The organism is Flavobacterium sp. N502536 (assembly GCF_025947345.1).
In the GTDB taxonomy this organism is placed as follows: Bacteria; Bacteroidota; Bacteroidia; order Flavobacteriales; family Flavobacteriaceae; genus Flavobacterium.
The window spans coordinates 3,795,879-3,809,323 of sequence record NZ_CP110011.1 but is presented as its reverse complement, the minus strand read 5'-3'; the positions used below and the strand labels follow the sequence as shown (position 1 = coordinate 3,809,323).

The window sequence follows — 13,445 nt, the reverse complement described above, 5'->3', positions numbered from 1 at the left end:
TTCCTGGTTTTGAGAATGTTATTCCTCTCAAAATTAGGCAAAAAAAAACCACTCCTAGGAGTGGTTTTTATATTTTATTAACAAGAAGTTAACAAAATGTTATTTTTCAGCGATAATCTCGTATGCTAATTCAACAATAACATCTCTGTGTAAACGGATGCTAGCTGTATATTTTCCAGTACGTTTTACGATACCACTAGTGATGAATTTTCTATCAATAGCGTTACCTGATTTCTCTAAAGCTTCAGCAATGTCGATGTTTGTGATAGAACCAAAAAGTTTCTCTCCACCAGCTTTTGCAGTAAGTTTAATTTCAAGAGCTTTTAAAGTTTCAGCTAATGCTTTTGCATCAGCAACCACTTTAGCTTCTTTGTGTGCTCTTTGTTTTAGATTTTCAGCTAAAACTTTTTTAGCAGAAGGAGTTGCTAAAGTAGCAAAACCTTGAGGAATTAAAAAGTTACGACCGTAACCAGGTTTTACAGATACTACATCATCTTTAAATCCTAAGTTTTGTACGTCTTGTTTTAAAATAAGTTCCATGTTGTTGTCCTTATATTTTAGAAGTTAGGTTCTGACTGAACAGAAACCAGCGACTAGAGTTTTTAATTATTTTAATAAATCGGCCACGTATGGCATTAAAGCTAAGTGACGAGCTCTTTTTACAGCTACAGAAACTTTTCTTTGGTATTTTAATGAAGTTCCAGTTAAACGACGAGGAAGAATTTTTCCTTGCTCATTTACGAATTTCAATAAGAAATCAGCATCTTTATAGTCGATGTATTTGATTCCTGATTTTTTGAAACGACAATACTTTTTAGTTTTGTTAGTTTCAATGTTTAAAGGCGTTAAATATCTGATATCTCCGTCTTTTTTTCCTTTTGCAGATTGCTCGATTGTAGACATAATAATTACGCTTTAGTAGATTTTAATTTAGCTCTTCTTCTTTCCGCCCATGAAATAGCATGTTTGTCTAAACTTACAGTTAAGAAACGCATAACTCTTTCGTCACGTCTAAATTCAGTTTCAAAAGCAATTAGAACTTCTCCAGATACTTTGAATTCGAATAAATGGTAAAAACCACTTTTTTTGTTTTGGATTTCGTAAGCCATTTTTTTAAGACCCCAATCCTCTTTCGATACCATTTCAGCTCCTCTACTAGTAAGAAATTCTTCAAATTTCGTTACTGTTTCCTTCACCTGAACCTCAGATAAAACGGGATTTAAAATGAAAACAGTTTCATAATGATTCATAAATACAATATTTATTTGTTAAAATTGGGTGCAAAAGTAACCATAAAATTTAAATATACAACACTTTTTTACTTTTATTCGTTGTACAACAAAAAATACATGCCGATTTTAGTTTTTTTCTTAAAAAAATAATACATTTACTATTGCTATCCTGAATTTATTCTAAATTTTAATGTTATGAAACTAAACTGTGTTGTTGTAGATGATAGTTCTATACAAAGGACCATTATTGCAAAATTAGTTAATAATCACCCAGGTTTGCATTTAATCGGGGATTTTTCTAATGCAATAGAGGCAAAAAGCTGTATCTCTCTAAATAATATCGATTTAATATTTCTTGATATAGAAATGCCCGTTATTAATGGGTTTGATTTTCTTGACGGGCTAAAATCTAAGCCACAAATTATATTCATTACTTCTAAAGCAGAATATGCTTTAAAAGCATTTGACTATGATGCTACGGATTACCTTCAGAAACCTATTGCCGTAGATCGTTTTAATGCTTCTGTAAAAAGAGCCATTGATATGCATTTGCTAAAAAAAGATATCAAAGAAGAAGAGGGCGAACATATATTCATTAAAAGCAATCTTAAAAAACTCAAAATATTTACAGCAAAAATCAAATGGATAGAAGCTTTTGGTGATTATGTAAGAGTGGTTACCGAAGACGATAGCAACTTGGTACTTTCGACCATGAAATCTTTTGAGAATGATCTTTCAAAAGAAAAATTCATTCGCGTACACAAGTCCTATATTATTAACATTGATAAAGTAGAACGCTTTAACAGTAAATTTGCCGAGATAGGTATTACCAAAATTCCGCTTAGCCGAAACAAAAAAGAAGATTTAGTAAAAGCATTATCAACGTCGTCTTAATTAATAAAAGTCAACGTTTGCAACAACCTTTATAGCTCTGTACTGAGCCACAGCTTCAAAACTATTCAGCATTTTCTGAATAGTTTTTTTCGTATTGACCAAATGCAGGTTCTGCGGAATCTTAATCAGAATGGTTCTGATATACTCGTTCCTGATTCTGCTGATAGCGGGTTCTTCAGGCCCCAATACTGGCATATTTAAATTCTGACTCAAAACCTGATACAGCCACATCGATCCTTCCTTTAATTTATCAAAATCGCGATGCTTTAAAGTCAGTTTTATAATTCTGAAATAAGGCGGGTATTTGTAAATCTGGCGATCATACAATTGCTCCTTATACATACCTATATAATTATGGTTGGTAACCTGCTGAATCGTATTGTGATTTGGGTTGTAGGTTTGAATGACAACTTTCCCCTGTTTTTCTGATCTTCCGGCTCTTCCCGCAACCTGTGTCATCATTTGATAACTGCGTTCAAAAGCTCTAAAATCAGGATGATGCAGCATATTATCAGCATTCATGATCCCCACCAGGCTCACATTATCAAAATCCAGTCCTTTGGCCAGCATTTGTGTTCCAACCAAAATATCGATTTCACGATTTTTAAACGAGTCTATTATTTTTTCAAAACCATACTTGCCGCGGGTGGTATCCTGATCCATTCGACCCGTTTTGGCTTTAGGAAAAAGAGTGAGCAGTTCCTGCTCGATTTGCTCCGTTCCGAATCCTTTAGTGGTCAGATCAATACTTGAACAGCTGTGACAATGCGTTGGTTTAGCAATCGAATACCCGCAGTAATGACAACGCAGCTGATTTTTATGTTTGTGAAAGGTCAGACTCACATCGCACTGCTGGCAATGCGGCACATGACCACAAGTCATACATTCTATTACAGGCGAATACCCGCGTCTGTTTTGAAACAAAATTATTTGCTCACCCAAAGACAAGGCCTCGGCGATTTCTTCAATTAAAAGATCGCTAAAATGCCCCGTCATTCTTTTTCTGAAATGTTTATCTTTCAAATCTACCAGAACAATTTCCGGCATTCGAACATTGTTGTAGCGTTCCGTAAGCGATACCAGACCATACTTATCTGCCTGTGCATTAAAATAGGTCTCAATACTTGGTGTTGCCGAACCTAACAATACTTTTGCCTTATGAAAGTTAGCCAGAACAATTGCAGCATCTCTGGCATGGTAACGCGGTGCAGGATCTGTTTGCTTAAAAGTCTGCTCGTGCTCTTCGTCTACGATCAATAAACCTAAATTATCGAAAGGCAAAAACAATGCAGACCTTGCCCCTATTACTATTTGGGCTTTCTCTGAGTTTTCAAGTGTTTGTTTCCAAACCTCTACTCTTTCATTATTACTGTATTTAGAGTGAAAAACCGCCACTTTATCTCCAAAGTAAAGTCTTAATCTCGAAACCAATTGTGTGGTCAAAGCAATTTCCGGCAGCAGATACAAAACCTGTCTTCCGGTTGCCAGATGTTCTTCGATCAGCTTGATATAAATCTCTGTTTTTCCGCTTGAAGTAACCCCATGAAGCAGGCAAACTTCTTTTTCTAAAAGATTCTCTTTAATTGCAGTAAAAGCTTTTTCCTGCGCTTCACTTAGTATTAATTGCTGATCTGTTGTTTGTCCTGTAAACAAAACTCTGTCCTGTTGTAAAAGATATTCTTCAAAAATTTCTTTATCAATCAGTGCTTTGACTACGGCTGAAGTCGAATTTGAAACCTCAACCAGTTTTTTTACGGTAATCGGCTTTTTCTCAGAAGCCATAATCTGAAAATAAGCCAGTACGATTTCCTTTTGTTTGTTGGCATTTTTTAAGACTTCCAACAATTCTCCCAAACCATTATCCGATTCGTATTGGGCATGTAATTTCACATAACGAACCAGTTTTGGTTTGTATCCTTCTTTAATTTCTTCTTCTAAAACAATAATATTTCTGGCAATCATTTTTTGAAGAACAGGAAGAATGTTTTTCTTATTTAACATCGAAATAATCTCCTGAACCTTTAAAGAACTTTGTTGTTGCAAGGCTTCATAAACCAAAAACTCATCATCGGTAAGCTCATCCTGATCGACTACTGCATCCACTTTATACGAAATAATAGTTTCGCTCTCCAACAACAATCCACTAGGGAAAGCGCCACGATACACATCTCCGATAGCGCACATATAGTAATTAGCTACCCAAAGCCAGTGTTTAATCTGAACTTCGGTTGCGATAGGTTTTTCGTCTAATATCTGATGTATTTCCTTGGCTTCATACAAACCCGGTTCGTTTTGATGCAGATCAATCACCATTGCTGTATAAATTTTACTTTTACCAAATGGTACTGCAACCCGCATTCCCTTTTTTATAAAATGAAATTCAGCCTCAGAAACACGATACGTAAAAGTTTTAGCCAGTGAAAGTGGCAAAACGACTTCAACAAAAAACATGTAAATATTTTATAGAATTTATAAATGAAGATTTAGTCTTAAAACCAAATCCAAACAACAATTGCTCTTTAGTACAAAATTACTTAACTGTAGCCTTCGCCCCGTTGTATTCCTTCACCAGTTTAAGCGTATGCTTTAAAGAGGTCAAATCTGTCCAGTCGTCATGACCTGTAATAATGTACTTTGGGTTTTTAAATTTCGATTGCGCTCTCAAAATAGATTTCTGCCACTCTTTCACATCTGCATCTCCAAGGTAGCCTAAATCTTTGGCTTCAACACTTTTAATAAAACAACCTCCGTAAAGCACTTTTTCTTTGTTAAACCAAACCACAATGTTATCAGGAGCATGGCCTTTTCCGGGATAATAAACCTCAAAAGTGTATTTGTCTACTGTAAAAAGTGTATCGTTTGGAATGACAAACTCAGCTCTTCCTTCCTTGTTTTTCTCTAAAATTTCGTCTGTTAGTTTTATCGTATAGGTTTTGATTCCTTTTTTACGGTAAAACTCCAAACCTCCAGCCCTGTCTTCATGTGAATGCGTAGCAAAACACATTATAACTTCTTTATGGTGCTTTGTTTTGATACTGTCCAGCAAAGGCTGAAATTGTGTTTTATCCCAGGGAGCATCAAACAACACAACTCCCTTAGCGGTAACCAGATACATGGCATTTGCCGAAATCTTTGTCCCTTTATATTCATGAAACGTCCTATAAACATAAAAGTCACCTGTAAGATGACTTATTTGTAATGGCGAGTTCTTAGATTGTGCATAACTATTGGTTAGCTGTGCCAGAAATAAAACGATCAATGCTAATTTTCGCATTTTATATTTTTTTATAAAATTAATTCTTCACTCTACTCCAGTATTGTGTTCTTCCCATTAGAGAAATACCAACATAACCACGAAGTTTAAGTTTATCTGCAGATTCTAATGCAATATAACATTTGTATTTTTTTCCGTTTGTTGGATCTAAGATTGTTCCTCCACTGTATTCAGAACCGTCTTTTTTAAGTCCGTTGATAATGACCATGCCCAAAATTGGTTTGTTTTTATCTGCTCCGTCACATTTAGCACATACGTCTTTTTTGTGATCCGCACGAAGTATCTCAACAATCTTACCGTAAAGTTTTCCGGATTTTTCATAAATCTCTACAACTGATTTTGCTTCACCAGTTTCATCATCAACTGTTTTCCATTTTCCAATTACACCCTGACCTTGAATTGTGCCTAATGTTAGAAAAAAAACACCAATCGTTAACATCCAATTTTTCATATTATTTATTTTTTTTTTGTTTTAATTTTCTGATAGAGGCATTCAATTCAAATCCCAAAAGCAGAATCATACAGTTTATCCAAATGTAAAACATTAGAATTAATAATGTACCTATCGAACCATAAAGTTCGTTATATTTTGAGAATTTTATAACCCAAATCCCAAAAAAGAATGAAGATATCACAATTAAAATGGTTGTAAAAACAGATCCAATACTTATGAAAGGCACTTTGTTATACTGCTTCGTACCATAACGCAATAATATTGAAGATGTTATCAGAATCATTAAAATAACAAACAAATACCTCCCTAAAATAATCAGCGGAATACGATCACTCAACACATCCTGAATGATTGTTTTTTGAATAAAGACCTCAAAAACAACAATGGTTGCCACTGTTACAAACAAGATGATGGTCATTACAAGCGAAATCGCCAGAGCCACCAAATACTGACTTAAAAAACCACGTTTGTCAAAAACATGTTTCGAAGACTCAAAACCACTTAAAATTCCATTGATACCATTAGCCATTAAAAATATCGAAAGCAAAAAACCTGACGACAATAAACCGGAATGACTATTGTTTAAAATATCGCTGATAATCTTGCTGATCGCATCGTATGTATTTGGCGGAACTCCCTGCTGCACAAACTGCAAAAAATCCTGCTGAAATCCTTCAATAGGAATAAAAGGGATCAAGTTTAAAATAAATAATGCAAAAGGAAACAGAGCCATAAAAAAGCTGAATGAAACCGCACTCGCATGATACGAAAATGCTCCTTCAATAATACCAATGGTATACATTTCGAGCAAATCATACAACGAAAAACCTTCCAGCCAGGGCAATTTTATTTGCTTGAAAAAGTGCACTACAGATCGTACAACCGGAATTTTGTCGATCCGGTCTTCTATCTCTTTTGACATGTTTATTTTAGTTTTTTAGAATATTAGAATATTAGACATTAGATTCAAGCTGTGTTTTTCTTTACCCTTGACCTACAACTCAAAACTCATAACTCAACTAAAAAGCCTTCAGACTCAAATCCATGTTGTAAACCGAATGCGTTAAAGCTCCCGACGAGATATAGTTTACACCGCAAAGTCCGTATTCACGAATCGTTTTTTCGTTGATATTTCCCGAAGATTCTGTCTGGCATTTTTTACCAATTAATTGTACTGCCGTTTTAGTGTCTTCGTAATTAAAGTTATCGATTAGAATTCTGTGAACTCCCTCACTCAAAAGAATCTCACGAATCTCATCTAAATTTCTGGCTTCGACTATAATTTTCAAATCCAGATTATTCGCCATCAAATACTCTTTGGTTTTCTTGATGGCAAGTGTAATTCCTCCTGCAAAATCAATATGATTGTCTTTCAGCATGACCATATCGTACAATGCAAAACGATGGTTTTCACCTCCCCCGATTTTAACCGCCCATTTTTCGGCAACCCTGAAATTTGGAGTTGTTTTACGGGTATCCAGTATTTTTGCTCCGGTTCCTTCCAACAACTGCACGTACTGATCTGTTTTGGTGGCAATTGCCGACATACGCTGCATGGTGTTCAGCACCACTCTTTCTGCTTTCAGAATCGACTGTGAACTACCCGAAACTTCAAAAACGACATCACCATATTCTACATGAGTTCCATCTTCTATAAAAGTTTTTACTTTTAATTTTGGATCTACATATTCAAAAACCATTTTCGCCAAGGCAACACCTGCAATAATCCCCTGATCTTTTACTAACAATTTAGCCTGCCCGTGTGCCGTTTCCGGAATACAAGCCAGTGAACTATAATCTCCCGTGCCTACATCTTCCCGAATTGCATTACTGATTAAAAGTTCTAATTCGGTTTGAAACTGTACTTCGCTAATCATTTTTCTTAAATTTTATGAGATGCTAAAGTAGGACATATTTTGTGGATTTAAAAGCTTCGCTTCGATTTTAAAATTTACAAACGATTAAAAGAGTACGAAAAATTAAGTGTCCGTTCCTAACGAAACTTAATCTCTTAATCGTTCAAAAAATTAAAGAACAATAAATATCTTTGAGGTTCATTCAAACAAAACCATGGGATTAATTAAAGACATATACTCGGTTGCTTTTTACGAAAAATTTGGTCAGGCTGTAGCAGAAGTGCATCCAACATTCGACAAACAAAAATTTATTGCCACCATCTATGAAGGTGATTTCAACCAAAAAGAATGGAAAGACCGCATGAAACACACCACCGTTGTTTTGCATCAGTTTATGCCTGAAAACTTCCCGAAGCCGTTTCTTTACTGGACAAAATCATCGAAAACCTGAAGAAAAACAGCTTCACGGACAGCAATTTGGCGTTTATTTTCTTTGCCGATTATATCGAAATGTACGGTTTGGATGATTTTGAAACTTCAGCGAAAGCTTTTGTTTCGATCACACAATTTATAAGCTGTGAATTTGCCGTTCGTCCTTTCATTCTAAAATACAAAGAAGAAATGATCGAAGAAATGACCAAATGGTCCCTGCACGAAAACCATCATGTTCGCCGATTGGCCAGCGAAGGCAGTCGTCCAAGGTTACCGTGGGCAATGGCAATTCCGTATCTAAAGAAAGACCCTGTCTCTATTCTTCCTATTTTAGAAAATCTAAAAAACGACTCCTCTGAATATGTGCGCCGAAGCGTGGCCAATAACCTGAACGATATTGTAAAAGACAATCCGCAAATCGTCCTTGAAATTGCCCGTAAGTGGAAAGGTCACAGCAAAGAAACTGACGGAATTATCAAGCACGGCTGTCGTACTTTACTCAAACAGGGACATCCTGAAATCCTGAGTCATTATGGACTGGAAAGCACCAATATTGAACTTTCTTCTTTCGAAATCAAGACTCCTGTTGTGAAAATTGGAGATTATCTGCAGTTTCATTTTTACTTAAGCAATAAAAACCAGGAGCCAAAAACGATTCGTTTAGAGTATGCTGTTCATTATAAAAAAGCAAAAGGACATCTGGCGAAAAAAGTCTTTAAAATCAGTGAGAAGATTTATCCCCCAAATGAAACAACCAAAATAGAGCGCAACCAGTCGTTCAAAATCATTACTACACGCGTTTTTCATACTGGAATGCATCAATTGTCTATTATTATTAACGGAACAGAAAGCGAAACACTCGATTTTGAATTGATTGAGTAATTTTAAAGGATTCTCCTTTTTTGTCATTCCGAGGAGCTAGAAATCTCCGTAAGCAACTCCGTAACGAAAGTCTAATCTTTGTCGGGCTTCTCGTAGAGATTCCTCGTTCCTCGGAATGACAAACAGCACCGCACTAAAAAAGAAGCATTTGAATTATTCCGCATTTTCCTTACTTTTATAAAGAATACCGGAAACAATTTTCTTAATCTAAATTAAGTTACAGATTACAACTACAGCTGTAATTTTGCTTTCAACTAAAACAAAGAACATGTCAAATATCAGTTTAATCATCGAAGAACGCGCTGCCAATATTGGCAATTTTATGGTAGGTCGTTTATTGCCTTTCCGCGAAAAAAGAGCGGTTGGACCATTTGTATTTATCGATCACATGGGGCCTGCACATTTAAATCAGTATCAAAATATGGATGTCCCTCCACATCCGCACATCGGACTTTCAACTTTGACATTTTTATTTGAAGGAAGCATTATGCACCGTGACAGTCTGGGTACCGAACTGGAAATAAAACCGGGAGCTGTAAACTGGATGACCGCAGGAAAAGGAATTGTTCATTCAGAAAGGACTCCGGAATATTTAAGACATTCGGATAAGATGCTTCACGGCCTGCAAATTTGGGTTGCATTGCCTAAAGAGCTGGAACAAATGGATCCGAATTTTACACATGTAGAAGCCAGTGATATCCCAAGTTGGGAACAAGACGGTGTTTCTTATAAATTAATTGCAGGAGAAGCGTTTGGCAAAAAATCACCGGTTCCGGTTTATAGTCCTCTTTATTTTATTGAGATTAAAAGTACGGAAGCCCGAAAAATTAACATTGGAAAAGATTTATTCGGCGAAAGCGGTTTGTACATTCTTGAAGGAAGCATCAAAAGCGGTGAGCATGTTTATGATCCGAAACAAATTCTAATTACCAACGACAGTACGTTATGTGAGTTTGAAATCGCCGAAAACACTACGGTTTATATTTTTGGAGGACAGCCCTTTCCTGAAGAACATTTCATCTTCTGGAACTTTGTTTCCTCGGACAAAAACCTGATCGAAAAAGCCAAAAAAGACTGGACCGAACAGACTTTCCCTAAAGTTCCGGGCGAAACGGATTTTGTTCCTTTACCTGACCCTAAAATGCGATAATTATGAATACACTATCAGCACAAATCGATACCCGTTTGTATCGCACGGAAATAACATCCGCCAGTGGAAATATTGTAATTGCCGACGAACCTCAGGAAATGGGAGGCAAAAACTTAGGATTCAGCCCGTCAGAACTGTTGGCTTCCTCTTTAGCTTCCTGCACTTTGATCACGCTTCGTATGTATATCAACCGCAAGCAATGGGAGGTTACAGAAATCAATATCAAAGTTGATTTTGAACGGGATCTGGATCAAAAAGTTTCCTTATTTACCCGAAAAATCGAAATCATCGGCGAGGTAGACGACAAGCAAAGACAACGTCTTGAAACAATTGCCAACAGCTGTCCGATACATAAAACACTAACAAATTCAATCGAAATTAAAACCACACTAATATAACATATCATGGAAATTCAACAAATAAACGATACAAGAAGAGGCTATTTTGAAGCTGTAGAAGAGGGAAAACAAGCCGGAAAAATGACTTATACCTGGGCAGGCGATTCTAAATTTATCATCGACCACACTGAAGTAAATGAAGATTTTAACGGAAGAGGTGTTGGCAAAAAACTGGTAATGGCCGCTGTAGAATATGCCCGAACCAATAACCTGAAAATTATCCCTCTTTGTCCTTTTGCAAAAAGCGTTTTTGATAAGGTTGCCGAAATTCATGATGTGCTTTTTTCTTAACACTACTAATTTTTTTTAACCGCAAAGCACACAAAGAATTACGCAAAGTTCGCAAACTCTTTTTAGGTAAAGCGTTGCGAACTTTGCGTTTATATAAAATTTAGCACATAACAAAACCTTGCGCTCTTTGCGGTAAAAAAACAACACAACGAGATCAATTTTTAAATCTCGGTAGAAACTTGTATATTTGCATGTAATTTAAACTTAGAGTATGACAAGGATAATTACACTTTTCTGTATTTTAGTAGTACAAATCGGCTTTTCTCAAACAGCTGACAGTTATTTAGAAAAAATAAGAAATAACGAAGCTCTCTCCACAGCTTTCTTTCAACAAATGCCAAAAGGCGGTGATTTACACCACCATTTTTCAGGATCGATTTACGCAGAACCTCTTTTAGAAAGAGCAATTTCAGAAGATTTTTATTTGAATTTAGAAACTATGGAAGTTTCTAAAACAAAACCAGAAAAAGGAAACTGGCAAACCTTCTCTTCTCTAAAAAAGGATGGCAAATTAGATTATTACCAACAACAGGTTATGCAAACCTGGTCTGCCAAAGATTATAATGGTACTGTACCTTCTGATGATTTGTTTTTTGATTCTTTTCAAAAATTCGAACCTACTATTAAAGGCCATTTTGCCGAAGGAATACTAGAATTAAAAAAACGCGCGCTTTCAGAAAATGTGAGTTATATTGAAACACAATTATCAACGATTCCGTGTGATATGAATGTTTCTGATCTGACTGATTTTAATAGCAAATTACGTCAGGCAGCCGCTCAGAAAGACGAAAAAGCAACGCTCAAACTTTTAGACGAGCTGTACAAATCGCTTCAACAGAAAGAGGCTAAAAAGTATGCTGTAGATTTCAACACTAATTTTATCGCTAAACTGCACAAAGACCTTAAAATTGACGATGAGCGTTTTACAATGCGCTATCAGAATTTTGTGCTGCGTTTTATGGATCCTGTCGATTTATTTAAAAATTTAAGTATCGCCTTTATCTCTGCCAACGACAGCAAACTTGTTGCGGGCGTAAACATCGTTTCACCGGAACATGGCGAAAACTCGATGAAAGATTATTGGTTGCATATGGTGATGTTTAAATACTGTCATTCTAAGTTTCCTGATGTAAAGTATACGCTTCACGCGGGTGAACTGACTTTAGGATTGGTTCAGCCGGAAGAATTAACCTGGCATATTAATGACGCCATTCATATTGCGGGTGCTAATAGAATTGGACATGGAGTGGATATCGCTTATGAAGCCAACTCTTATGATTTATTGCGCTATATGGCAAACAAAAATATTCCGATTGAAATCAATCTGGCCAGTAACGAATTTATTCTGAAAGTGAAAGAAAACCGCCATCCGTTTACGCTTTACAAAGAATTTAATGTCCCAATCGTAATCAGTACGGATGATGCGGGAATTCTAAGAACAAATATGACGGAGCAATATGTTTTATTAGCCAAAAGATACAAGGACGTTTCCTATGCCACTATAAAACAATATGTTTACAACAGCATCAATTACAGTTTTATTCAGGATGAATCTGTTAAAAAACAATTATTGAAAGATCTAGATGTAAGGTTTAAAACTTTTGAAGATAAATTTTCTAAAAACTAAATTGCTGCAAGCTGTAAAGTATGATTCTCGAAGCCGCTTTTCTTTATGTAAAACCAAATCTGGCAACTCAATTTGAAATCGATTTTGCAAAAGCGAGCCAGTATATTTCATCAATTGAGGGTTATCTGGGCCATCGCTTAGAGAAATGTCTTGAAGTCGAAAACAAATATCTTTTGCTGGTCGACTGGAATACGCTCGAAGATCATACCGTTGGTTTCAGAACTTCTGAGGCCTACTTAGAATGGAAAAAGATCCTACATCATTATTATGAACCGTTTCCTGTAGTAGAACATTTTGAAACGGTTTTTGAAAATAAAAAATAGAGATTTATTTGCCACAGATTAAAAAGAATTACAAGGGATTATTTCTTTAATTCACTTTATATCAATCTGTAAAAATCATTTTAATCAGTGGCGAAAAATAAAAACAACCATGAATATCAAACTTATCGCCATAGGCAAAACAGATAACAAATCGCTTCAAACTTTGATTGATGATTATACCAAACGTTTGTCGTTTTATATCAAATTTGATTTGGAGATTATTCCCGATATCAAAAATGTCAAGAATTTATCTGAAAGTCAACAAAAAGAGAAAGAAGGCGAATTGATTCTGTCTAAACTTTCCCCAACAGACCAGCTTATCTTACTGGATGAAAACGGTAAAAACTTCTCGAGCGTAGGTTTTTCCGAAGAGTTGCAAAAGAAAATGAACTCCGGAATCAAAACCTTAGTTTTTGTCATTGGAGGGCCTTACGGATTTTCGGATACCGTTTACAGCAAAGCACAAGGAAAAATATCGCTTTCGCTAATGACGTTCTCCCACCAAATGGTACGTTTGTTTTTTATAGAACAATTGTATAGAGGATTTACTATTTTAAGAAACGAGCCTTATCACCATCAATAAATTGTTGATTGTTGATTGTTGATTGTTGATGGTTAATGGCTAATTGTTG

General features: G+C 35.8%; 17 protein-coding genes. 9 read left to right on the top strand and 8 right to left on the bottom strand.

Annotated elements, in window-relative coordinates; translation table 11 throughout:
- Nucleotides 1-99: 99 nt before the first annotated feature.
- The 3 genes from rplI to rpsF form a co-directional block, all read right to left on the bottom strand.
- On the bottom strand, nucleotides 100-540 hold the full coding sequence (gene rplI / locus OLM61_RS16110) for a 50S ribosomal protein L9 (protein ID WP_173966877.1): 441 nt from the start codon (nucleotides 538-540) through the stop codon (nucleotides 100-102).
- Between the two features lie 66 nt (nucleotides 541-606).
- Nucleotides 607-903, bottom strand: coding sequence for a 30S ribosomal protein S18 (gene rpsR / locus OLM61_RS16105; RefSeq protein WP_002987043.1), 297 nt, complete (start codon nucleotides 901-903; stop codon nucleotides 607-609).
- Between the two features lie 5 nt (nucleotides 904-908).
- Entirely contained in the window at nucleotides 909-1,250 is a 342-nt protein-coding gene (gene rpsF / locus OLM61_RS16100) for a 30S ribosomal protein S6 (RefSeq protein WP_041518692.1), read from the bottom strand.
- A gap of 177 nt (nucleotides 1,251-1,427) precedes the next feature.
- On the opposite strand from rpsF, the gene OLM61_RS16095 reads away from it, so the two are divergent.
- Nucleotides 1,428-2,126, top strand: a complete 699-nt coding sequence (locus tag OLM61_RS16095; RefSeq protein ID WP_173966876.1) for a LytR/AlgR family response regulator transcription factor — start codon at nucleotides 1,428-1,430, stop codon at nucleotides 2,124-2,126.
- On the opposite strand, the gene priA is transcribed toward OLM61_RS16095, so the two are convergent.
- The 5 genes from priA to nadC all read right to left on the bottom strand — a co-directional run bounded on the left by priA (nucleotide 2,127) and on the right by nadC (nucleotide 7,731).
- On the bottom strand, nucleotides 2,127-4,577 hold the full coding sequence (gene priA / locus OLM61_RS16090) for a primosomal protein N' (RefSeq protein WP_264523631.1): 2,451 nt from the start codon (nucleotides 4,575-4,577) through the stop codon (nucleotides 2,127-2,129).
- Between the two features lie 79 nt (nucleotides 4,578-4,656).
- A complete protein-coding gene (bla-B1-FLAV, locus tag OLM61_RS16085) occupies nucleotides 4,657-5,400 on the bottom strand; it encodes a subclass B1 metallo-beta-lactamase (protein WP_264523630.1) in 744 nt (247 codons plus the stop codon).
- Between the two features lie 19 nt (nucleotides 5,401-5,419).
- Nucleotides 5,420-5,851: a DUF2147 domain-containing protein gene (locus OLM61_RS16080; protein WP_264523629.1), complete on the bottom strand. Its 432-nt coding sequence runs from the start codon at nucleotides 5,849-5,851 to the stop codon at nucleotides 5,420-5,422.
- A 1-nt stretch (nucleotide 5,852) separates the two neighbouring features.
- A complete protein-coding gene (locus OLM61_RS16075; protein WP_264523628.1) occupies nucleotides 5,853-6,776 on the bottom strand; it encodes a YihY/virulence factor BrkB family protein in 924 nt (307 codons plus the stop codon).
- Nucleotides 6,777-6,873: 97 nt separating this feature from the next.
- Nucleotides 6,874-7,731 (bottom strand): carboxylating nicotinate-nucleotide diphosphorylase, encoded by an 858-nt coding sequence (gene nadC, locus OLM61_RS16070; protein WP_264523627.1) that lies wholly within the window; start codon nucleotides 7,729-7,731, stop codon nucleotides 6,874-6,876.
- 193 nt (nucleotides 7,732-7,924) lie between these two features.
- Here nadC and OLM61_RS16065 point away from each other — a divergent pair, with 193 nt between their 5' ends.
- From OLM61_RS16065 to rlmH, 8 genes are all read left to right on the top strand, one after another.
- A complete protein-coding gene (locus tag OLM61_RS16065) occupies nucleotides 7,925-8,161 on the top strand; it encodes a hypothetical protein (protein WP_264523626.1) in 237 nt (78 codons plus the stop codon).
- Between the two features lie 26 nt (nucleotides 8,162-8,187).
- Nucleotides 8,188-9,024: a DNA alkylation repair protein gene (locus tag OLM61_RS16060; protein WP_264523625.1), complete on the top strand. Its 837-nt coding sequence runs from the start codon at nucleotides 8,188-8,190 to the stop codon at nucleotides 9,022-9,024.
- 268 nt (nucleotides 9,025-9,292) lie between these two features.
- A complete protein-coding gene (locus OLM61_RS16055; protein WP_264523624.1) occupies nucleotides 9,293-10,174 on the top strand; it encodes a pirin family protein in 882 nt (293 codons plus the stop codon).
- A 2-nt stretch (nucleotides 10,175-10,176) separates the two neighbouring features.
- Nucleotides 10,177-10,572, top strand: a complete 396-nt coding sequence (locus OLM61_RS16050) for an OsmC family protein (RefSeq protein WP_264523623.1) — start codon at nucleotides 10,177-10,179, stop codon at nucleotides 10,570-10,572.
- A gap of 6 nt (nucleotides 10,573-10,578) precedes the next feature.
- Nucleotides 10,579-10,863 (top strand): GNAT family N-acetyltransferase, encoded by a 285-nt coding sequence (locus tag OLM61_RS16045; RefSeq protein WP_264523622.1) that lies wholly within the window; start codon nucleotides 10,579-10,581, stop codon nucleotides 10,861-10,863.
- 211 nt (nucleotides 10,864-11,074) lie between these two features.
- Complete coding sequence (locus tag OLM61_RS16040; protein ID WP_264523621.1) at nucleotides 11,075-12,490, top strand: adenosine deaminase; 1,416 nt, start codon at nucleotides 11,075-11,077, stop codon at nucleotides 12,488-12,490.
- Nucleotides 12,491-12,510: 20 nt separating this feature from the next.
- Nucleotides 12,511-12,813, top strand: coding sequence for an antibiotic biosynthesis monooxygenase family protein (locus OLM61_RS16035; RefSeq protein ID WP_264523620.1), 303 nt, complete (start codon nucleotides 12,511-12,513; stop codon nucleotides 12,811-12,813).
- Between the two features lie 109 nt (nucleotides 12,814-12,922).
- On the top strand, nucleotides 12,923-13,396 hold the full coding sequence (gene rlmH / locus OLM61_RS16030; protein ID WP_026982293.1) for a 23S rRNA (pseudouridine(1915)-N(3))-methyltransferase RlmH: 474 nt from the start codon (nucleotides 12,923-12,925) through the stop codon (nucleotides 13,394-13,396).
- The last annotated feature ends 49 nt before the right edge of the window (nucleotides 13,397-13,445 follow it).

Coding starts and splice junctions, on each gene's coding strand:
- OLM61_RS16095 (WP_173966876.1), top strand. CDS start 1,428: ATGAAACTAAACTGTGTTGTTGTAGATGATAGTTCTATACAAAGGACC.
- OLM61_RS16050 (WP_264523623.1), top strand. CDS start 10,177: ATGAATACACTATCAGCACAAATCGATACCCGTTTGTATCGCACGGAA.
- rpsR (WP_002987043.1), bottom strand. CDS start 903: ATGTCTACAATCGAGCAATCTGCAAAAGGAAAAAAAGACGGAGATATC.
- bla-B1-FLAV (WP_264523630.1), bottom strand. CDS start 5,400: ATGCGAAAATTAGCATTGATCGTTTTATTTCTGGCACAGCTAACCAAT.
- rlmH (WP_026982293.1), top strand. CDS start 12,923: ATGAATATCAAACTTATCGCCATAGGCAAAACAGATAACAAATCGCTT.
- OLM61_RS16040 (WP_264523621.1), top strand. CDS start 11,075: ATGACAAGGATAATTACACTTTTCTGTATTTTAGTAGTACAAATCGGC.
- nadC (WP_264523627.1), bottom strand. CDS start 7,731: ATGATTAGCGAAGTACAGTTTCAAACCGAATTAGAACTTTTAATCAGT.
- OLM61_RS16055 (WP_264523624.1), top strand. CDS start 9,293: ATGTCAAATATCAGTTTAATCATCGAAGAACGCGCTGCCAATATTGGC.
- rpsF (WP_041518692.1), bottom strand. CDS start 1,250: ATGAATCATTATGAAACTGTTTTCATTTTAAATCCCGTTTTATCTGAG.
- OLM61_RS16065 (WP_264523626.1), top strand. CDS start 7,925: ATGGGATTAATTAAAGACATATACTCGGTTGCTTTTTACGAAAAATTT.
- priA (WP_264523631.1), bottom strand. CDS start 4,577: ATGTTTTTTGTTGAAGTCGTTTTGCCACTTTCACTGGCTAAAACTTTT.
- OLM61_RS16080 (WP_264523629.1), bottom strand. CDS start 5,851: ATGAAAAATTGGATGTTAACGATTGGTGTTTTTTTTCTAACATTAGGC.
- OLM61_RS16045 (WP_264523622.1), top strand. CDS start 10,579: ATGGAAATTCAACAAATAAACGATACAAGAAGAGGCTATTTTGAAGCT.
- OLM61_RS16035 (WP_264523620.1), top strand. CDS start 12,511: ATGATTCTCGAAGCCGCTTTTCTTTATGTAAAACCAAATCTGGCAACT.
- OLM61_RS16075 (WP_264523628.1), bottom strand. CDS start 6,776: ATGTCAAAAGAGATAGAAGACCGGATCGACAAAATTCCGGTTGTACGA.
- rplI (WP_173966877.1), bottom strand. CDS start 540: ATGGAACTTATTTTAAAACAAGACGTACAAAACTTAGGATTTAAAGAT.